We start from the raw sequence: 20455 nt of genomic DNA, 5'->3' as shown, positions 1-20455 counted from the left end.
CTAGGCCTCCGATGGAGTGGGTCCCGCGGGCGGCTCTTGTGCCGCCGCTGGGTCCGGGACGTCGGTGCCCCCGACCGGCTCGACTTCGTCGGGCCGGAAGTAGTGGAAACGGCCGTACCAGCCGTGCAGTTCGGCCGCCGGATCGTCGTCGACGGTGACGGCGAGGTGGGTGCTGCCGTCCACGTCGTGGAAGACGGCGGCCACGGTGGCGGTCCGCCCGGCCAGGAACATGTCCTGGGCGTCGGCGCCCCGGCGGCGCGGGCGCAGCCGCACCGCGCTGCCGCCGCCGACCCGCACACCGTCGACCAGGACGGTGTCGGTGGCCGGGGAGAGCCCCTCGTCGGCGCCCTCCTGCCACCAGGCGGGACGGCCTGCGGCCGGCTTCAGCGAACGGATCGCGCCGTGCAGCCGCCCGAAGACCTCCGGCGGCATGGTGTCGACGCGGTCGAGGATCTCGGCGGCCCGCGGGTCGGTGGCGCGGGCCTCCCGCTTCTCCTCGTCCGTCAGCAACATGGTGCGCAGGGTGAGGATCTCGTCGATCTCACCTGCGTCGTGCAGGTCCCCGGGGCTCTCCGGGGCCACCTGCGGATGGTCGGGCAGGATGATCGGCGAGGAGAGCAGCAGGGCGGAGACCGAGCCGTCGGCGGGGGCGTCGGCGGGGGGCGGGCCGCCGAGCACCGGGAACGTGAAGTCGTTGCGGCAGCTCCGGGCGGCCTCCTGGAGGTCCGGGCCGGGGTCGATCAGGGAGACGAACTCCGCGCCCTCGGCGCCGAGCAGGGTGTGGGTGGCGATGAGGGCGTGGCGCAGCGCCCGGTCGCGCGGGGCGTGCGGATCCGTCGGGTGCCCGTCGTGCGCGGTGCGCACCCGGAGCCGCACGAGTCCCTCGCCGAACCGCTCGGCCATGACCGTGGTGGTCGCCCGGAGTTCCTCCCGGCGCCTGACGATCCGCCCGGCTCCGGAGGGCAGTGCCTCCGTGTCGGCGCCGGCGGGGGAGCCCACCGGGAAGCTGTGCTCGCCCTCGGCAAGGGGGACCGTCAGGTCGGCCGCGCGCGGCACCGCCTCCTCGAAGGTCAGCTGCACGGTCCCGTCGTCGCACGTCAGCGACTCGACCGGGCGCCGCTCGGCGTCCTCGACCTGCTTGTGCTGCATCTGCAGATACCGCACCCGCACCCGCAGGACCGCGTCCGGCCGGTCCACCCGCACCAGGCATTCCGTCTGCTGGTACCAGGAGTCCGCCGAACCCGACACGCCCGGGCTGACCGGGCCGTCGGCCTCCACCCAGTCCCTGGGGAAGAGGACCCCGAACTGCCAGCGGGCACGATTCTTCGGCGAGGACCGCCGATAGGGGTACAGAAGGTAGCCCTCGTAGAGGACGGCATCGGCGACGGCGCTCAGCTGTCCGAAGACCCGCCCGGACCGCTCAGGAGACCACTTCGGGCCGTCCGTGAGGGCAGTGCGGGGCCCTCCGCCGTCGACCAGTCCCTCGGCCATGCAGCCTCCCTCGGATCCGTGCGCGCGCCATACCTTCCACCACGGTCACATCGGTCACGCCCGCTCGCCTCTTCTGGACGAGCGGGGTTGGGCCGAACGGGGTGCGGTGGGGCGTACGCCGGGTCAGCCGGCGGAGGTGGCCTGCGGGACGGTCCGGGCGGACCGGGGAAGTCGGTGTGTGCCCGGTGGCCGGGGGATCGCCGAGGGGGTGGTCAGGGGGCGACGAAGAGGGAGGGGAAGCGGGGGGCCAGCCAGGGCTTGCGGCCGGTGGCGAGGATCTGGCCCCGGGCCATGGCCAGCCAGGGGTTGCGGCGGCCGAGGGCGATGAGGAGGAAGGCGACCGGATCGATGAGGATCGTGCAGTCCGGGCGGTCCTGCGGCCCCGGAGTCACCTGTACGGCGCCGTCGGTGAGCGTGACGCCGAAGGCACCGCCGCCACCGCGCAGCCGGATCGTGTAGCGGGCGCTCATCCCGGCGACCGCCGCGGCGTCCGCCACGGTCGGCATCACCGAGAGCATGAACGGCATGCACAGCGCCACCCGTTCGGCGTCGATCATGTGCGGGCGCCGCAGCGCGCGGGCGAGATCGTAACCGTGGCCCAGCATGTGCGTGAGCAGGTAGGAGGCGAGGACGGACCGGTCCATCCGGCCGAGCGGCGTGACCGGCGCAGGGCCGTCCGCCGTCGTGACCAGCGCGTCGACACAGCGTGCGGCCTGCTCGGTGATCATCGCCGCGAGCGGCTCGGCCCGGCGCTCCCCGAACACGGCCAGCGACTCCGCGTTGGCCGCCGCGAGGCTCTGCGGTGTGCCGTCCCCGTAAGGGCGTTCCGTGCCGAGCGCGAGGTCGGCCATCAGCCCGTTGGCCAGCGCCAGATGGGCCGCCGCCTCGCCGACCGTCCACTGCGACCCCGGCACGGCGACACCCGTGTCCGCCACGCCGTCCAGCACGGCCGCGATGTCGTCGCCGGCCTGCCGTATCGCCTGCCCGAGCCCTTCGGGCAGCGCCCCCCGGACGTCCTGCCGTGCTGCCTGATCCATGTAGGTTGCTCCCGTTCTACCGGGCGGTACCCAATCAGACGTACGGGCGCACCACAAGACCCGTGGCGATCACCGCCGGCCGAGGCCCTGCAGGAAGGTGTCGACGACCACGTCGGCGGCCTGCGCGGCGCTGAGCTCGGACAACTCCCGCGAGGCCAGATGCATCAGCTGTGGCAGCAGTGAACTCGCCCAGGAGAGCGGGAGATCCGCGCGCAGCAGCCCCTCCTCGGTGGCGCGCCGCAGGAAGTCGTCGATCTCCCCGATCAGAGCGTCGCGCCGCTCCCGGATCGTGTCGTCGGCCCGCAGCCGGCCGAGCTCCACCGGCCACTTGCGGTTGACGCCGATGATCTCCTCGACGTACCGGTGCAGCGCCACCGCGACGGGAGCCGCACGCAGCCTGGCGTTCTCCACGGCTCGCTCGACCGCGTCGTACCGCGCCTCGTAGATGGCCGCCAGCAACTCCTCGCGGGATGCGAACCGCCGGTAGACGGTGCGCCGGTCGACGCCGGCCTCGGCGGCGATCGCGGCGATGCTCGCGGCCGGATCGGCGGCGAGCATACGGGCCCCGGTCGTCAGAACCGCTTCCAGGTTGCGTGCTGCGTCTGCTCTCACGCGCCGAGCATAGCCCGAGGTGTGGAGTCTGACTCCTCTAGTGACTCATCAGTGAGTCGTACTCAGCCATAAGTGCTACATTGAAGTGACAGATAGCGCAGTGCTTCGCTCACCATCCTCGGGAGAGGGCAAATGATCACTTACGACCGTCTCTTCATCGCCGGATCCTGGGAGGCGCCCAGCGACCCCGGACTGCTCGACATCCGGTCGCCGCACGACCAGGCGGTCATCGGCCGCGCCGCCCAGGCCCGGCCGGCCGACATCGACCGCGCGGTGGCCGCCGCCCGGGCCGCCTTCGACGACGGCCCCTGGCCGCGCACGGCCCCGGCGGATCGCATCGCCGTCCTACGGCGTCTGAACGCGCTGCGCGAGGCCGACGCCGAGAGGATCGCCGGCCTCATCTCGGCCGAGAACGGCTCGGCCGCCTGGTTCACCAGGGCCGGACAGCCGGGGCTCAGCCGGCAGGCCGAGGCCTACTTCGCCGCCGCGGAGAAGTTCGGCTGGGAGGAGACGCCGGCGTCCGGCTCCGCGGTACGCGCCGTCGTACGGCGTGAGCCCGTCGGCGTGGTCGCGGCCGTCATTCCCTGGAACTCCCCGTTCTCGGCGGCCATGGCGAAGGTCATCCCGGCGCTGCTGGCCGGCAACACGGTCGTCCTGAAGGTGTCCCCGGAGAACTCGCTGAGCATGGGGATCCTCGCCGAGCTGCTGGAGGGGGCCGGTCTGCCCGAAGGGGTGATCAGCGTGCTGCCCGCCGACCGGGAGACCAGCGAGTACCTGGTGTCGCACCGCGACATCGACAAGATCGCGTTCACCGGCTCGACGCGGGCCGGGCGCAGGATCGCCGCCATCGCGGGCGAACAGCTGAAGCGGGTCAGCCTCGAGCTGGGCGGCAAGTCGGCCGCGATCATCCTGCCGGACGCCGACGTCGACCGGGCGGTGCGCGGGCTGAAGTTCGCCTCCCTGCTCAACAACGGCGAGTCGTGCATCGCCCAGACCCGCGTCCTCGCCCCGCGCGGCCGGTACGACGAGGTCGTCACCGGCCTCAAGGACCTCGTGGAGTCGCTCAAGGTCGGTGACCCGGCCGACCCCGACACCTTCATCGGCCCGATGATCCGCCGCGACCAGCAGCAGCGCGTGCGCGACTACATCGAGGTCGGCATCAGGGAAGGGGCTCGGCTGGTCACCGGCGGCCCCGGGGTCCCGCCGGGACTGGAGAGCGGCAACTACGTGACTCCGACCGTGTTCGCCGACGTCGACAACTCCATGCGGATCGCCCAGGAGGAGATCTTCGGCCCGGTCCTCGTGGTCATCCCCTACGACGACGAGGACGAGGCCGTACGGATCGCCAACGACTCCGAGTACGGCCTCTCGGGCGGCGTGTGGTCCGCCGACGAGGCGCACGCACTGGAGGTCGCCGGCCGGCTGCGGACCGGCACGGTCACCGTCAACGGCGCCGCCATCTCCTTCGACGGCCCGTTCGGCGGATACAAGGCGAGTGGGATCGGCCGCGAGTACGGGGCGGTCGGGCTGGCCCAGTACGTCGAGCACAAGACCGTCACACTGCCGGTATCCGGGGTCTGACCTGGGGCAGAGACGGTCCGCGAGGGGCCGCACGTCGAAGCGGAAAGATCAAATGCACCGGCCGCGCTGGTGCGCGGCCGGATGGAAGAGGGAGAGCAGGGAGGGACAGGGCGCAGGACGTGGCGGCCGAATCCTGGGGGCACCGTCGGATGGATGGCATCGCCATCGGGACCGGCGCCCGTGGTGCGTCGTGTCCCAGCGGGGTACTCGGCCAGTCCGGCCGACAAGGCCGGCGGGTCGACACCCGATTCACCACAACGGACGGAGTGACGACGATGGCCAGCGCCACGGAGACCGGAAAGATCACCGGAACCGCCGACAAGGACTACAACCTTCTCTGGTACGTCGAGAGCTGCATGGAGAACGTCCTGCGTCTCGACACCTACATCAAGGACGCCGAGCGGGAGAAGGACGCACAACTCGTCGAGTTGTTCACCAAGGCACAGGCCGACAGCCGCAAGGGCGCGGACCTGGGCAAGGCGATGCTGCGCAGCCGCCTGAGCGGCTGAGCCTTCCTCCTCTACCGCCTCGTCACCGGAAACCGACGCTCGCACCGACACGCGTGGCCCGCTGAAGGCACGCGCCCGCACCACCTGAACGGCTCCCTCCCTGGTTCACAGGACGGGAGCCGTCAGCGAGCGCCCCCGCCGGCGGAGGTGGCGGCCCGGCTCCGGCCGACGGGTGGAGCGACCGTTGCCTCATGCAACGGCCAAGAGGCGTCCGGTGCACATCGGTCGGCCCTGCGTAGCCCCACCGGCGGCGGGTACCCGAGGCCGGAACCCACGCCCGGCCGCGAGAGGGAAAGCACCGTGAGCGACCGCCGTCCGAAGCCTCCCGGGAACGACAGAGCGCAGCGGGCCGGACCCGTGGTCAGGGACATGCCTGACCCGCGGACGGGCGCCGGCGAGCAGCCCTGGAAGCCCGGCGGTGACGCGCCGCGCAAGGCCGACGACGAGCAGCCGGGGCCCGGGAGGCCCGACCGGGACGCGGCCGGCACGGGTCGGCATGGCTCCCCTGGCCGCGGAGTTCCTCGATCCGGGCATCCCGTGTCCGGGGAACCGCCCGGCTGGCGCCCCGCGCGCCGTACCCGTCCCGGTGGGCCAGTCTGAATGTGACACCCGCCGACGCCGCCGGTCTTTCCGGCCGCCGAAAGGACACACCATGGGTGTGCGTACGTGGATCAGTGACTGGCCCGCCTTCCGCCAGCTCACCGCATCCGACCCGCTGGGCCGGGGCCGGGCCGCCATGTCGGCGCAAACCCAGCACCTCAGGCCGCGCACGGTCACCGCCGACAGGGTGGTGCGATCTGTATGTCCCTACTGCGCGGTGGGCTGCGGACAGCAGGTCTACGTCAAGGACGACAAGGTCGTCCAGATCGAGGGCGACCCGGACTCACCTGTCAGCCGGGGCCGCCTGTGCCCCAAGGGTTCGGCCACCCTCCAGCTCACCACCGGCCCGGCCCGCCGCCACCAGGTGCTCCACCGGCGGCCGTACGCCGCCGACTGGGAACCCCTCGACCTGGAGACCGCCATGGACATGGTGGCCGACCGGGTCATCGAGACGCGGCGCCGGACCTGGGAGTGGGAGTCCGAGGGGCTGCGCACCGCACGCACCCTCGGCATCGCCAGTCTCGGCGGCGCGACCCTCGACAACGAGGAGAACTACCTCATCAAGAAGCTGCTGACCGGCCTCGGCGTGGTCCAGGTGGAGAACCAGGCCCGGGTCTGCCACAGCTCCACGGTCGCCGGGCTCGGCACCTCCTTCGGGCGAGGCGGTGCCACCACCTTCATGCAGGACCTCCAGCACGCCGACTGCATCGTCATCCAGGGCTCCAACTTCGCCGAGGCCCACCCCGTCGGCTTCCAGTGGGTGATGGAGGCAAAGGCACGCGGCGCCCGGATCATCCACGTCGACCCGCGGTTCACCCGCACCAGCGCGCTGGCCGACCTGCACGTCCCGATCCGGGCCGGCAGCGACATCGCGTTCCTCGGCGCGATCATCAATTACGTCCTGACCGAGGAGAAGGACTTCCGCGAGTACGTTCTCGCCTACACCAACGCCGCCACCCTGGTGAGCGAGGACTTCCGCGACACCGAGGACCTCGACGGTGTCTTCTCCGGGCTGGACGAGGACAAGCACCACTACGACCCCTCCAGCTGGCAGTACGAGGGTGTCGAGGTGCAGCAGCCCACCGGCGAGGTCGACGAGCAGTACGAGGAGCGCGTCCACGGCTCGGGCGGGCCGGAGGCACACGGTTCGGGCGGGGCGCGCACCGCGGGCCGGGCACCACGCGACGAGACCCTGCGACATCCGCGCTGCGTCTATCAGATCCTCAAGCGCCACTACGCCCGCTACACCCCGGAACTGGTGGAGGAGGTCTGCGGAGTACCGCGCGCGAAGTTCCTCCAGGTGTGCGAGGACCTGACCGCGAACTCGGGCCGCGAGCGGACGAGCGCGTTCGTGTACGCGGTCGGCTGGACCCAGCACTCGGTCGGCTCCCAGTACATCCGCGCCGCGAGCGTGCTCCAGCTGCTGCTCGGCAACATCGGCCGCCCCGGCGGCGGCATCCAGGCCCTGCGCGGCCACGCCTCCATCCAGGGCTCCAGCGACATCCCGACCCTCTTCAACCTGCTGCCCGGCTACCTCCCCATGCCGCACGCCCACGCGCACGAGGACCTGGACGCCTTCATCGAGGCCAGCCGCACCGAAAAGGGCTTCTGGGCCAACATGCGGGCCTACTTCGTGAGCCTTCTGAAGGCGTACTACGGCGACGCGGCCACCGCCGCCAACGACTTCTGCTTCGACCACCTGCCGCGCCTGACCGGCTCCCACTCCACTTACGACACGGTGATGGCCCAGCTGGACGGAGTGTGCAAGGGCTACTTCCTGATGGGCGAGAACCCCGCGGTCGGTTCCGCGAACACTCGGCTCCAGCGGCTCGGGATGGCCAACCTGGAGTGGCTCGTCGTGCGCGACTTCTCCCTCATCGAGTCGGCGACCTGGTGGCAGGACGGCCCGGAGATCGAGACCGGCGAGCTGCGTACCGAGGACATCGGCACCGAGGTGTTCTTCTTCCCGGCCGCCGCCCACACCGAGAAGAACGGCTCGTTCACCAACACCAACCGCTGGCTGCAGTGGCACCACGCGGCCGTCGAACCCGAGGGCGACGCCCGCAGCGACCTGTGGTTCATGTACCACCTGGGCCGCCGCATCAAGGAACGGCTGGCCACCTCGACCGACCCGATGGACCGGCCTGTACAGGATCTGACCTGGGACTACCCCGTCGACGGCCCGCTGGCCGAACCGGATGCCGCCGCCGTACTCGCCGAGATCAACGGCCACGGCCCGGGCGGGGCGCCGCTCTCGGCGTACACCGAACTCAAGGACGACGGCACGACGAGGTGCGGCTGCTGGATCTACTGCGGGGTGTACGCGGACGGCGTCAACCAGGCTGCCCGCCGCCGGCCCGGCAGCGAACAGGACTGGGTGGCCGCCGAATGGGCCTGGGCGTGGCCCGCCAACCGCCGCGTCCTCTACAACCGGGCGTCGGCCGCCCCGGACGGCACGCCGTGGAGCGAGCGCAAGGCGTACGTCTGGTGGGACGAGGCCGAGGGGAAGTGGACCGGGTACGACGTCCCGGACTTCGTACCCGACCGCGCCCCGGACTTCGTACCGGACGAGGACGCGACCGGACCCGACGCGCTGCGCGGCGACGACCCGTTCATCATGCAGGCCGACGGCAAGGGCTGGCTGTACGCGCCCGCGGGCTTGGAGGACGGCCCGCTCCCGACCCACTACGAACCGCAGGACTCCCCCTTCGCCAACGCCCTGCACCCCTCCACACCGCGTTCCCCCGTACGCCAGTTGCTGCCCCGGGAGGGTAACCGCTACCACCCGAGCGGCGACGAGAAGGGCGCCGAGGTCTTCCCGTACGTCATCACCACGCACCGCCTCACCGAGCACTTCACGGCGGGCGGCATGAGCCGCTGGTCGCCCTATCTCTCCGAACTCCAGCCGGAGTTCTTCTGCGAGGTCTCCCCTCAACTGGCCGCCGAACGCGGCCTTGAGCACCTGGGCTGGGCCACCATCGTCACGGCCCGCAACGCCGTCGAGGCCCGCGTCATGGTCACCCCCCGGATCACACCCCTCACGGTGCACGGCCGCACGATCCACCAGATCGGACTGCCGTTCCACTGGGGTCCCAACGGAGTGGCCACCGGCGACGCGGCCAACGAACTCGTCGCGATCGCCCTCGACCCCAACGCCCATATCCAGGAGGACAAGGCGCTGACCGCCGACATCCGCCCGGGCCGGCGACCCCGCGGGCCCGACCTGCCGAAGCTGGTCGCCGAATACCGCAGCCGCGCGGGCATCACCGCCAGTACAGGGACGGAGATCCGGAAATGACCGACCGCCACCTGCTCAGCGGTACCGAACCCGACCCCGCACGCGACGCGGGTCATCCCGAACCCCCGCCCCGGGTCGGCTTCTTCACCGACACCTCCGTCTGCATCGGCTGCAAGGCTTGTGAGGTCGCCTGCAAGGAGTGGAACGCCATCCCGGAGGACGGCCTCTCCCTCACCGGCATGAGCTACGACAACACCCAGGGGCTCGGCGCCTCCAGCTGGCGCCACGTCGCCTTCATCGAACAGCAGGTCCCGGCGCCGGACGGACGCACCCGGCTTCCCCTGGCCGAAGCCGGGCCCGAGCCTTCCGCCGAGCCCGGGGAACTTCGCTGGCTGATGTCGTCCGACGTGTGCAAACACTGCACCCACGCCGCCTGCCTCGACGTCTGCCCCACCGGCTCCCTCTTCCGGACCGAGTTCGGCACGGTCGTCGTCCAGGAGGACATCTGCAACGGCTGCGGCTACTGCGTGCCCGCCTGCCCGTACGGCGTCATCGAACAACGGCCCGAGGACGGGCGGGCGTTCAAGTGCACCATGTGCTACGACCGGCTCGGCGCCGGACAGGAACCCGCCTGCGCCAAAGCCTGCCCGACCGAGTCCATCCAGTTCGGCCCGCTGGACGAACTGCGCGAACGAGCCGCCCTGCGCGTGGACCAACTGCACGCGGCGGGCGTGGACGGCGCACGGCTGTACGGCCACGAGCCCGATGACGGCGTCGGCGGCGACGGCGCGTTCTTCCTGCTCCTCGACGAACCCGAGGTCTACGGGCTGCCCCCGAACCCGGTCGTCACCACCCGCGACCTCCCCACGATGTGGAAGCACGCCGGTGCGGCGGCCCTCTCCCTGGCCGGAGCCTTCGCCGTCTCCTTCGCGCTGCCCGGTGTGCTGGGCAGAAAGGGCACACGATGAGCGACTCCAAGAGCAGCCTCGGGCAGGGCACCCGGCAGCGGCGCCGTAAGCGCCACGGGGAGCAACTCATGGTGCCCCGGGCCGAGTTCGAGTCGTACTACGGGCGTCCGGTCATCAAGGCACCCTCCTGGAGCGCCCGGGACATCGCCGGGTACTTCTTCCTGGGCGGGCTCGCCGGCGCGGGCTCCGTACTGGCGGCGGGCGCCCAGCTCACCGGGCGTACGTCGACCGCCACAGCGATGAAAGTGTCCTCCCTCGCCGCGGTCTCACTGTCCGCCGCCGCACTGGTGCACGATCTCGGGGTGCCGAGCCGGTTCCCCAACATGCTCCGGGTGCTCAAGCCGACCTCCCCCATGAGCGTGGGCTCCTGGCTCCTCGCCGGTTACGGACCGGCGGCCGGCGCTGCCGCGATCACCGCCGTCACCGGGCGGCTGCCCAGGGCCGGGGCCACGGCGACCGCGGCGGCGGCGCTGCTCGGACCGGCGATTGCCTCCTACACTGCCGTCCTCGCGGCGGACACCGCCGTTCCCGCCTGGCACGGCGCGCATCGCGAACTGCCCTACGTGTTCGCCGCCTCCGCCACGGCCGCCGCCTCCGGCATGGCCCTGCTCCTCGGCCCGGTGCACGAGTCGGCACCCGCACGGTGCGCCGCGGTGCTCGCCGCCGGCGCCGAGGAGGCCGCGACCCGGGCGGCCGAACGGCGCCTCGGCATGGTCGCGGAGACCTACCATCAGGGCCGCGCCGGAACCCTGCTGCGCACCGCCCGCCTGCTCACTGCGGCAGGCGCCACCACCGGCCTGGTGTTCGGCCACCGCAGCCGCCCCGCGGCCGGCCTCGCGGGCCTCGCCCTCCTCGCGGGCTCGGCCTGCACCCGTTTCGGCATCTTCGCGGCAGGAGCCGCCTCGGCCGAGGACCCGAAGTACACGGTGGCACCCCAACGCGCCGCCGCCGGCCCGTCCGACGAGACCGAGAACTGACGGCGCACGAGCCCAGGCTCGGCAGCCCCCCAGAGAGTTCGCCGAGACCGACGAACCGGGAGACGACGGCAGTACCAACTCCCGCCGGCCGACATCCAAAGCGGCTTCATACGCGACCACATCCTCGACGGCACGGCACCCCGGCCGTCCCCGCGGCGGTCAGGCCGGCTCCGAGACACGATCCCAGAGCCATCAGAAACGGCCGGCGCCCACGGGCTCTTACCAGCGGAGCATCTGGGTACCCGGGGCCGGTGTCGCCGGCCCGTCCTGAACGACCTGCTCGTGGTCGACGGCACAGGGCGAGCACGGCCGCCCGCGCCCGGCACCGCGAACGGCGGCCAGAGGTGTCCCGCCGTGGTACCCATTGCCCGTCCGAGGCAGTCGAGGAGAGGTGTCGCGATGTCTGCGCAGTCCGAGCCCGGGGCCGTTCGCGAGGAGCACGGCGCTGTCGAGGGGACGCGCGCGCAGGACCCTGGCGCGGGCTCCGCGGAGGGCGTGCCGGCGGCCCGGTCCGAGCTCCAGGAGTCTCACCGGGACGCGGGTGAGCGTCGTCGCCGGTCGTGGGTGACCGTGGGGTTCGCTCTGGGGCTGGGGGCGAGCCTGGCGTGGCTGGCCGTCCAGACGGTGATGCGGGTCAGCTCGATGCTGACCTTGCTGTTGCTGGCCGTGTTCATCGCGATCAGCCTGGAACCGCTCGTCGTCTGGTTCACCCGCCGGGGTCTGCGGCGCGGCTGGGCCGTCGCCATCGTGCTGACGGGGTTCGTCGTGGTGCTCGGCGGGTTCCTGGCTCTGGTCATCCCGCCGGTGACCAAGGAGGTCTCCGCGCTGGTCGACGCCGTACCGGGCTGGTTACAGCAGGTCCACGACCACCAGTCGGCGATCGGACGCCTGGAGGACCGCTACCACCTGGTGGAGAAGGCCAAGCAGCAGATCGGGTCGGGAAGCGGAGGAAGCGGTCTGGCCGGAGGGGTTCTGGGCGCCGGTCAGATGGTCCTGAGCACCCTCACCTCCACGGTGATCGTGATCACGGTGACCCTGTACTGCATGGCGGCGCTGCCGGCCATCAAACAGTTCTGCTTCCGCTTCGTGGCGGTCAGCCACCGCGAGCGCGTCGAGGGCGTGGCCGAAGAGATCATGAACCGGATTGGCAAGTTCATGCTCGGCAACCTCGCCACCTCCGGGATCGCCGGAGTGGCGACCTTCGGCTGGTGCGCGGCCACCGGTGTCCCGTATGCCGCCGCGCTGGGCATCTTCACAGCGCTGATGGACATGATCCCGATCGTCGGCTCCACCCTGGCCGGCATCGTCGTCAGTCTCGTCGCCCTGTCCGTGTCCCTCCCCGTCGCGATCGCGACGGCCGTCTTCTACGTCGTCTTCCGGGTCGCCGAGGACTACCTCATCGTGCCGCGGGCCATGAAGTTCGCCGTCGACGTCCACCCGCTGGTCACCGTTCTCGCGGTGCTGGTCGGCGGGGCGCTCCTGGGCATCATCGGCGCCCTGGTCGCCATCCCGGCCGCCGTCGCCGTCGGCCTGGTCCTCGACGAGTACGTCTTCCCCAAGAAGGAGCGGACATGACGCCACGCGGACGGACGACCCATCCGGAGCCACGCCGGGACGGAAATACCCGACCCGGAGGTTCGCCCGCCTGAAAGGACACGAGACGGGTACGCGTACCGGCGCCAGTGACCGGCGCGTCCGGTGACGAGTCCTGTACCACCCAAGGAGAGTGCCCCGATGGCCACCGTGTCCCTCACCGGAGCGTCCGAGAAGGACGCCGCCACTGTCTTCGGCGTTCTGCGGACCGCGTTTCCCACCGACCGTCCCGCCGACGACGTGCCCGAGGAGCAGCCGGGTGATCGCTCGACCGTGTGGAGCGCGGAGTTCGAGCCCACGCAGGAGTGGGACCAGCCCGCTCCGGTCCCCCTGGAGGGCTCGGTCTCCGCCACCCTGCAGGGCGACTACCTCGCCGTCGATCAATTGTTCGAAGCCCTGAGTTCCGCGTTCGCCGTGCACCGGTCGGGCACGGCGTCGGGTGACCAGGAGAAGGAGGTCGACCTGCGGCTCGCGACGAAGGGGTGACGGGCCGGAGACCGTACGTGTGGAGACCAACCACGAGGAGATGAGCGACCATGGTGCAGATCGGGTACACGATGATGACCGAGCAGGCGGGCCCGCGGGAGCTGGTCGGCCACGTGGTGGGTGCCGAGCGGGCCGGTTTCGACTTCTCGGTCATATCCGATCACTACTTTCCCTGGCTGGAGTCCCAGGGCCACGCCTCCTACGCGTGGAGCGTGCTCGGTGCGGCCGCGCAGGCCACCGAACGCATCCCTCTGATGACGTATGTGACGTGCCCGACCGCCCGCTACCACCCGGCGGTCGTCGCCCAGAAGGCCGCCACCGTCCAACTCCTCTCCCAGGGACGCTTCCGCCTCGGACTCGGCTCCGGAGAGAACCTCAACGAGCATGTGGTGGGCGGTGGTTGGCCCGCCGCGCACGTCCGGCTGGAGAGGCTGGAAGAGGCCGTCGAGATCATCCGCGCACTCTTCGCGGGCGAGAACGTCAACCACCACGGCGCCCACTTCGACGTGGAGAACGCCAGGTTGTGGGACCTGCCCGACGCGCCCCCGCCGATCGGCGTGGCCGTCTCCGGCGACCGTTCGTGCGAACTCGCCGGCCATCTCGCCGACTTGCTGATCGCCACCGAGCCCAGGCCGGAACTGATCGACGCGTTCGACCGGCACGGCGGCACGGGCAGGCCCAGGGTCGGCCAGCTGCCGGTCTGTTACGACACCGACCGCGACAGGGCGATCGCCCGCGCCCACGACCAGTTCCGCTGGTTCGGCGGCGGCTGGCCGGTCAACTCCGAACTCCCCGGACCCGCCGCCTTCGAGTCCGCCACCCAGTTCGTCCGGCCCGAGGACGTGGCCGAGTCCATTCCCTGCGGCGACGACGTGCAGGCGGTCGTCGAGGCGGTACGCCCCTACGTCGACGCGGGGTTCACCGAGGTCGCCCTGGTCCAGATCGGCGGCGACCATCAGGAGCCGTACCTGGAATGGGCCGAACAGAAGCTGCTGCCCGCCCTGCGTGAACTGTGAGAGAGCGAGGGCACCCGGGATGACCCTGAAACGCGCCGCGATCTTCGATGTCGACGGAACCCTCGTCGACACCAATCACCTGCACGTCGTCACCTGGTGGGAGGCGTTCCGGCAGGCGGGACACCATGTCCCCATGCGGGACATCCACCGGGCCGTGGGCCTCAGCGGCGGCGACCTGCTGGACCGCCTGCTCGGCGACGGCGAAGGCCGCGACCCCGACGAGGACGAGCAGCTCACCGCGGCCCACCACGCCCTCTACGCCACCTACTTCGAGCGGCTCCCGGCGCTGGAGGCGGCGGGCGACCTGCTGCGCGCGCTGGCCGGGCGGGGCTGGGAGATCGTCCTGGCGACCTCGGCGAGCGGCGCGGAACTGGCCGCGCTACGACGGGCCGTCGACGCGGACGACGTCATCCTCGGGGCGACCAGCGCGGACGACGTCGCCGACGGCAAACCCGCCCCCGACCCCGTCCAGCAGGCCAGGGAACTCGCCGGCGTACCGGCCGAACGAGCCGTGTTCGTCGGCGACACCGTCTGGGACATGGAGGCCGCCGCACGGGACGGAGTATTCCCGGTGGCGGTGCTGTCCGGCGGGATCCCGCGCGCGGACCTGGAGGCGGCCGGCGCCCGCGCGGTGTACCGGGACCCCGCCGACATCCTCGGACACCTCGAGACCGGCGTCTTCGCCGACCAGGAGTGACGGCCTCGACAGCCTCACCGGCCCGTGCCAGGACGTGCCTTTGCTTCTGCTCCTGCGGCCCGGCGGGGCGGTTTCAGGTGCGCAGCCGGGCTTCCACCCGGCCCTCGGTGATGCGGGTGTCGAAGGCGGGCTGGGGTGCGGTGGCCGGGCCGGTGACGTTCCAGCCGTCGCTCAGCCGGAAGGTACTGCCGTGCCAGGGGCAGCGCAGGCAGCCGTCCTCCAGAGTGCCTTCCGACAGGGGGCCCGCCAGGTGGCTGCAGTGTTCTGCCAGCACGTACACCGTGTCGTCCGACCGGCGGACGGCGACCACGGCCACGCCGTCGAGGTCACGGCGCGTCGGCCGGCCCAGCGGAAGGTCGGACAGGTCGGCGACGTAGTGCCAGCCTGGCTCCACCAGCTGTGCGACGGCTTCGGCGTGGTTGGCGCCGGCTGCCAGACGGTAGGCGAGGTGGCCGCCGAGCGCACCTCCGACAGCGACGACGCCGAGCCCCGCCCAGCCGTACATCCTGCCGGAGATCTCGTGTCCGCGCAGACGAGCGGTCAGGGAGGTGACGTACAGGGCGACACCGGTGAGGTTCGCCGCGGCATGGACGATGCCGACACGCATCTGCCGACGGTTCAGCTCCGCCCAGTCCACCCAGCCCGACACCGCGGCCGGGGCCGCGGCGAGCAGGCCGGTGGCGATCAGGATGCGGGCCGCGCGTCGATGGCCGGGCACCGAGTCGAGCACCGCGGCCGAGAGCCAGCTGCCGAGGGGTACCTGGACCAGCAGCGGGTGTACCGGGTGACCCAGCCAACGCCCGTGCAGCGCGTCTCTGGCCCGGCCGAGCGGCAGCGCCTGCACCGTCCGCTGCACGACCGCGAGCAACTCGTCGGCGCCGGAGAAGCGTTCCAAGCGGTCGACCGCTTTGAGGACATGGCCGGGGCCCCCTGCGTCGGGCAGGAGCCGTCCGGCCGCGGGGGGAAGGCGGTGGGGGAGGGCGCTGAGTCTCATGTGCTCCGAGTAGCCGCTTCACACTGCCGTAATCAGGCAGCCTCCGTCGAGCCGAAAACGCCTCGTGACCTGGCCTTCGACGCGATGATCGAGCGGCTGGAGATACTCGTCGCCGCCTCTCCGTGGCCGGTCGGCGACTCGTCGCTGCACCGGCCGAGCAGCAGACCGTCGGGCACTGAGGACGGCGAGTCCGGCGCTCGGAGCGACCCGTGGGGAGGGATCAGGACAGTCCGGCGCTGTCGACGCTGAGCAGTTCCATGAGCTGGGGCCGGTGCAGGGCGGTGATGGTCTCGAGCAGGTCGGGATGGCGGAGCAGAGCGGCGGCTTCGGTGTCCCACCGGCCGGGGTCGGTCAGCCGTCGCAGGCCGCCGACGGTGTGGCACTCGCTCATGGGGAGGGCCTGCTGGGCACGGGCGGCCAGTGTGGGGTCGGCCAGGAGGCAGGCCGCCCAGCTGACGACGGTTTCGTCGACCCAGGTCCGCCAGGCGGTGTCGTCGGGCTGCGGGTCGCATCCGGTGAGCCAGTCCAGCCGGTGGGATCCGCTGGGTGCGAGCAGGTGGAGCAGCTGCACGTCGAGGCTGGTGGGGTAAAGCAGGGTGGCGGCGAGCGTGGCGGCCTGTCGGGCCTGGGCCTCTGCCAGCGCCTGGCTGAGCGCGCCGGCGGGCGCGGGGTAGGCGGCCAGCAGCCAACGGGTGGAGGCGGCTATGACAGGTGCCAGGTCGTCGGTGGTCGGATCGTCGGTCACGGCGGTCGGGTCCCTTGGGAACGGGCTCGCCGGTGTCCGGTCGATCGGTTCCGCGAGCTGTTTCGCGGAGCCGCGCTGCCCCGCTCGTGGCGTACCAGCGTAGGCAGCCGTCCCGGAAGAGGAAATGAGCCGCGTCACAGGGTGCCCGTCCGGGCGCCGGGACCGGACCGAAGGTGCGCGGTCCGGCCCCGGAACGGGCTCGTATCACCCGCCGTAGGGCCTGCGGGTGTCAGGACTTGCCACGGCCGGTGACGAAGTCGCGGGCCCGGTCCACCAGGCCGACGCCCGGAGCGAGGAGCTTGTTCGCGGGTGGGGTGTCGGGGGCGGAGGGGTGCGGGCGGGTCGGGGCCATGGACTTGGCCCGGCGGATCTTGTCCCCGAGGTCGTTCAGCGTCTTGGGGGAACAAGCCTGCCGCAGCATCGGGAAGAGGTTGTTCTCCTCGTCCTGGACGTGGGCGGCGACCTCGTCCATGAGCTGCTGCAGCAGCGGGCTCATCTTGGGGTCGTCGGTGTCCGTTTTCTCCAGCTGTTTGAGGAGTTTCTCGATCCGGCCGTGATCCGCGATCTCCGTGTCCGCGATCCGGTCGCCGCCCTCGATGTGCTCGCGCACCGCCGGGTACAGGTACTGCTCCTCGGCGACCGAGTGCCGTACCAGTTCGATCGTGACCTCGTCCGCGAGATCACGGAGCTCCTGTCCGCCGCCCGCCATCTCCTGGATCCGGGCGAACATCTCCTCGACCTCCCGGTGGTCGGTCATCAATTCCTCCAGCGCATCTCCGCCGTGCCCCATCGCCTGTCCGCCTCTCGTTGGTCGAGTCCGGGCCGGGTCCGTCCCCGCCCAGCAGACAGTGGTTCCCCCTCCGGGTGGACCCGGCGCCCGCCCAGCGCGAGGTCCACCCGGTCGGCCGGACGTCGCGGACCGCCGCCGCGAGGTCCACCCGGTCGGCCGGACGTCGCGGACCGCCGCGGCCGCGACTCCGGGAAGCTCGGTGAGCGCCCTCGCGGCACGTACCTCGTCCGACCGCCGAACCCCTCGCAGGCGCTTCCTCGCCCCCGATCTCGGTGTCAGGAACGGGCGGGCCGTGCCTGGCCGCCGTCGGTGAGCAGCTCGTCGAACAGCGTGCGGTAGTGCACCATGGCACTCCGCAGTTGCTCGGTCGTCGCCTCGCTGCGGGTGCTGAGGGACTCCACCTCGTGTGCGGCGCGGTAGTGCTCGAGGGTGCGCCCGTGCTCCACCGAGAGGTCCTTCATCTGCTGGTCGAACCCCTCGGTCGGGTAGCCGCGGTCGTGCATCAGGGAGGTCACCAGCTGGTCCGCGTCGTGCACCGCGTCCTGCGGCCGGTCCACGAACTCCTCCTGGACGCTGCTCCATTCCCGCGTGTAGCGGTCACGCGAGACCGGGGGCAGCGGTTTAATGTCCAGTGCATCGTGCCGCTTCTCGCGTTCCCTGAGCTCACGCTCGGCGGCGAGCCGACCGTCGGATCCTTCCATGGTCCGTTCGTACTCCGGGCCGAAGCGCTCACGGAGGTGCCGACGGCGTTGTGCCATGAGCGCCACCGCTACAGCGGCGAGGGCTAGCACCACCACGACCGCAATGATGATCGTCAAAAGTATTCCGGTGGACATGGGCACAGGCTCCTTGGGGGGGAGGTAAGGTACCTCTCGAGTTCCCGTTTGTCTGATATTCACCCCTTTTTTTGGTGCCGCGTCGGGGCGGCGTATGCGCATGATCTGTGCGTGGCCCATGGTTCGGGGCCCTCGGGCTCCCGGGTGATCCCGGCATCCGGCTCGCACCGCGTGCGCGCTGTCACAGCGGGGTGCGCAGTGAGGTGCGGCCGTCTCGCCAGGCGGTGAGGAGGTGGTGGCCGAGCCGGTTCTCGGACCATTCGGTGGCGTCGACGCCGAAGGCGATGTCCTCGTCGAGGAAGGGCTCGGTTTCCAGGAGACCGCCGACGACGTCCCGCCGGACGATCTGCTCGTGGACCGCGTCGGCCTCCACGTGCTCGGCGTAGAAGTGTACGGCGGCGGGGCCCGCGCCGACTCGCGCAAGGCCCTGGACGAGGCGGCGCGAACCGGGCGACGAGGTGGTCTCCACGGCCGCGAAGTGACCCACCAGCGCCCCGCGCAGTGCGCGGTGGAGTCCGAACAGGGACATGAGGTTGACGTTCGCCAGCATCTCCGCGCCGGCCGAGTCGACATAGCGTCCGTACGCGGTGTCCAGACCGAGGTCGGCCATCAGGTCGGCGAACAGCCGGGCGTGGACGCGCTCGGCCCGTCCGGCACCGAACTCGTCGTACTCCACCGCGACCATCGCGGCCTTCGCGCGGCCCGTAAGGCGCGGGATCACCCAGGCGTGCGGGTCGGCTTCCTTCAGGTGATAGAGGGAGCGTTGGGCCGCGTACTCACGGAACTGCCACAGCTCCCCTCGCTCCTTCAAAAAGTGGGAGGACCCGTCGCCGTCGACGGGCTCCACGAGAAGTTCCGCCAGAGCCTCTTCCGCTTTTCTGGGCGGCCCGACGTCGGCGCGGAGCGCGGACAGGAAATGGTGCTCCAGCTCCGCCCGCAGCCGCAGCAGGCCAGGCTCCCACTCCCACTCGGGGTCGACGCCGGCGAAGCCTCGGTAGTGCAGTTCGTAGCAGAGGTAGAGCGCGAGTTGCAGATCGTCCCCGTACGGGTCCGCGTCTGCCGCCGTCACCCGTCGCGGCAGCGGCGTCCCGGCCGGACGGGTCAGCAACTGCCCTACCGCGCCGGAGAGTTCCCCCCTGCTCTGCGGCAGCGCGGGGCCGGTGGCGCGGTCGTGGACGGCCGGTGCGGTGCTGGTCATGTGGTCCGCCTCCTCTCCCGGGCACGGTGGCTGGTGTCGCACCAGGGATAGGTCCGGCTGCGCCGGCAGACGCAGAGCGCGACGATGAAACGGTCCGAGCACACGATGCTCCCGTCCTCCAGCACTACCTCGACCGGTCCTTCGACGAGGATCGGCCCGTCGCTCGTCAGCGTGACCCGGCGCGGTCGTTCAGTGCGTCCGTTCGGCACGGATGATCACCAGCTCTTCCTTCTCCTCGCCGGCGTCGACGAGCCCCTGCTCCCGCAGCCACGGCCCGCGCGAGCGGAGCACCGGGCCGAAGGGCACGAGACGCCGGTCGGTCACCCGGGCTTCGAGTCCGGTCTGCTCAAGGCAGGCCAGGGTCGGTGCGATGCCGCACAGGGCGGAGTGCACGAGCAGCAGTACACCGCCGGGACGCAGCGAGGTATGCGCGCGGCGGCATATCCGGTCCAGCAGGAGGCGTCCGTCGGCACCCCCGTCCCACGCCACCGCGGCGCGGTGGCGGCGGGGGACCGGCCCGGGCGTCGGGACGTAGGGCGGATTGCTCACGACGAGGTCGAACCGCCGGCCGACCACCGGGCCGAACAGGTCACCGTGGAGGACTTCGACGGGCAGGCGGGCCAGCCGGGCGTTGAGCCGGGTGGCGAGGACCGCCCGGTAGGCCCTGTCGACGGCGGTGACGCGGGCGCCACGCCGGGCCGCGGCCAGGGCGAGAGCCCCGGCGCCGGTCCCCACGTCAAGGACGGCGGCTCCGGCGCCGATCTGCTCCCGGCCCAGGGCCTGGGCCAGCAGCAGGGTGTCGTGCTGGGGGGCGTACACCCTCCATGGGGCCAGCACCGGGCCGACTCCGCTGTCGTTCCGGGTCGTCATGTCGATCACGCCTACACCTCGCAGCCGCGCCCCGTGCCTGTCACCGGACGCACCCGTGGGGCGGCTCATGCGAGGGGGCGCCTCACGAGCGAGCCTCGTAGGGCACACCGGACCAATGCGTCACGGCACCGAGTGCCCGGCGAAACGGACCTCACACGGCACAACGGACACTTCTACGATCGACCAGGCGCCGCGGCCTCACACCGAAAGTGTGCCG

Annotated in this window: 19 protein-coding genes; 9 read left to right on the top strand and 10 right to left on the bottom strand. The window is 71.6% G+C overall.

Annotated features, from left to right (window positions below; translation table 11 throughout):
* The 3 genes from ACZ4N4_RS26435 to ACZ4N4_RS26425 all read right to left on the bottom strand — a co-directional run bounded on the left by ACZ4N4_RS26435 (position 1) and on the right by ACZ4N4_RS26425 (position 3086).
* Complete coding sequence (locus tag ACZ4N4_RS26435; RefSeq protein WP_467592731.1) at positions 1–1491, bottom strand: hypothetical protein; 1491 nt, start codon at positions 1489–1491, stop codon at positions 1–3.
* 212 nt (positions 1492–1703) lie between these two features.
* Complete coding sequence (locus ACZ4N4_RS26430) at positions 1704–2528, bottom strand: maleylpyruvate isomerase family mycothiol-dependent enzyme (RefSeq protein ID WP_453566666.1); 825 nt, start codon at positions 2526–2528, stop codon at positions 1704–1706.
* 69 nt (positions 2529–2597) lie between these two features.
* Positions 2598–3086, bottom strand: a complete 489-nt coding sequence (locus ACZ4N4_RS26425) for a TetR/AcrR family transcriptional regulator (protein ID WP_467592871.1) — start codon at positions 3084–3086, stop codon at positions 2598–2600.
* A 186-nt stretch (positions 3087–3272) separates the two neighbouring features.
* On the opposite strand from ACZ4N4_RS26425, the gene ACZ4N4_RS26420 reads away from it, so the two are divergent.
* The 9 genes from ACZ4N4_RS26420 (at position 3273) to ACZ4N4_RS26380 (ending at position 14805) form a co-directional block, all read left to right on the top strand.
* Entirely contained in the window at positions 3273–4721 is a 1449-nt protein-coding gene (locus ACZ4N4_RS26420; protein ID WP_467592728.1) for an aldehyde dehydrogenase, read from the top strand.
* A 275-nt stretch (positions 4722–4996) separates the two neighbouring features.
* Positions 4997–5230, top strand: coding sequence for a hypothetical protein (locus ACZ4N4_RS26415; RefSeq protein ID WP_450757036.1), 234 nt, complete (start codon positions 4997–4999; stop codon positions 5228–5230).
* Between the two features lie 652 nt (positions 5231–5882).
* Positions 5883–9128: a formate dehydrogenase gene (gene fdh / locus ACZ4N4_RS26410; protein ID WP_467592726.1), complete on the top strand. Its 3246-nt coding sequence runs from the start codon at positions 5883–5885 to the stop codon at positions 9126–9128.
* Entirely contained in the window at positions 9125–10036 is a 912-nt protein-coding gene (locus ACZ4N4_RS26405) for a 4Fe-4S dicluster domain-containing protein (protein ID WP_453566663.1), read from the top strand. The genes fdh and ACZ4N4_RS26405 overlap by 4 nt, the downstream gene beginning before the upstream one ends.
* Positions 10033–11013, top strand: a complete 981-nt coding sequence (gene nrfD / locus ACZ4N4_RS26400; RefSeq protein ID WP_467592723.1) for an NrfD/PsrC family molybdoenzyme membrane anchor subunit — start codon at positions 10033–10035, stop codon at positions 11011–11013. The genes ACZ4N4_RS26405 and nrfD overlap by 4 nt, the downstream gene beginning before the upstream one ends.
* A 399-nt stretch (positions 11014–11412) precedes the next feature.
* A complete protein-coding gene (locus ACZ4N4_RS26395) occupies positions 11413–12588 on the top strand; it encodes an AI-2E family transporter (RefSeq protein ID WP_467592721.1) in 1176 nt (391 codons plus the stop codon).
* A gap of 159 nt (positions 12589–12747) precedes the next feature.
* A complete protein-coding gene (locus ACZ4N4_RS26390) occupies positions 12748–13092 on the top strand; it encodes a hypothetical protein (protein WP_453566657.1) in 345 nt (114 codons plus the stop codon).
* A 50-nt stretch (positions 13093–13142) separates the two neighbouring features.
* The gene (locus ACZ4N4_RS26385) at positions 13143–14108 is read left to right on the top strand and encodes an LLM class F420-dependent oxidoreductase (protein WP_467592719.1); all 966 of its coding nucleotides are present in this window, start codon (positions 13143–13145) and stop codon (positions 14106–14108) included.
* 19 nt (positions 14109–14127) lie between these two features.
* Positions 14128–14805 carry an HAD family hydrolase gene (locus ACZ4N4_RS26380; RefSeq protein WP_467592717.1) on the top strand — a complete coding sequence of 226 codons (678 nt, stop codon included), beginning with the start codon at positions 14128–14130 and terminating at the stop codon, positions 14803–14805.
* Between the two features lie 73 nt (positions 14806–14878).
* Here the strand turns inward: ACZ4N4_RS26380 and ACZ4N4_RS26375 are convergent, their stop codons facing one another.
* The 7 genes from ACZ4N4_RS26375 to ACZ4N4_RS26345 form a co-directional block, all read right to left on the bottom strand.
* The gene (locus ACZ4N4_RS26375; RefSeq protein WP_467592715.1) at positions 14879–15799 is read right to left on the bottom strand and encodes a Rieske (2Fe-2S) protein; all 921 of its coding nucleotides are present in this window, start codon (positions 15797–15799) and stop codon (positions 14879–14881) included.
* A 220-nt stretch (positions 15800–16019) separates the two neighbouring features.
* Positions 16020–16544, bottom strand: a complete 525-nt coding sequence (locus ACZ4N4_RS26370) for a hypothetical protein (protein WP_467592713.1) — start codon at positions 16542–16544, stop codon at positions 16020–16022.
* A 229-nt stretch (positions 16545–16773) separates the two neighbouring features.
* Positions 16774–17334 (bottom strand): hemerythrin domain-containing protein, encoded by a 561-nt coding sequence (locus tag ACZ4N4_RS26365; protein ID WP_453566649.1) that lies wholly within the window; start codon positions 17332–17334, stop codon positions 16774–16776.
* A gap of 275 nt (positions 17335–17609) precedes the next feature.
* On the bottom strand, positions 17610–18170 hold the full coding sequence (locus ACZ4N4_RS26360) for a hypothetical protein (RefSeq protein ID WP_467592711.1): 561 nt from the start codon (positions 18168–18170) through the stop codon (positions 17610–17612).
* A 181-nt stretch (positions 18171–18351) separates the two neighbouring features.
* Complete coding sequence (locus ACZ4N4_RS26355; RefSeq protein WP_467592709.1) at positions 18352–19368, bottom strand: iron-containing redox enzyme family protein; 1017 nt, start codon at positions 19366–19368, stop codon at positions 18352–18354.
* Entirely contained in the window at positions 19365–19577 is a 213-nt protein-coding gene (locus ACZ4N4_RS26350; RefSeq protein WP_467592707.1) for a CDGSH iron-sulfur domain-containing protein, read from the bottom strand. The genes ACZ4N4_RS26355 and ACZ4N4_RS26350 overlap by 4 nt, the downstream gene beginning before the upstream one ends.
* Complete coding sequence (locus ACZ4N4_RS26345; RefSeq protein ID WP_453567409.1) at positions 19558–20238, bottom strand: HemK2/MTQ2 family protein methyltransferase; 681 nt, start codon at positions 20236–20238, stop codon at positions 19558–19560. Before ACZ4N4_RS26345 ends, ACZ4N4_RS26350 begins: the two co-directional genes overlap by 20 nt.
* Positions 20239–20455 lie beyond the last annotated feature (217 nt).

It is taken from the genome of Streptomyces sp. NPDC026538 (assembly GCF_055567535.1).
Note: the sequence above shows the minus strand (reverse complement) of the source record. Positions and strands in the feature narration are given on the sequence as shown.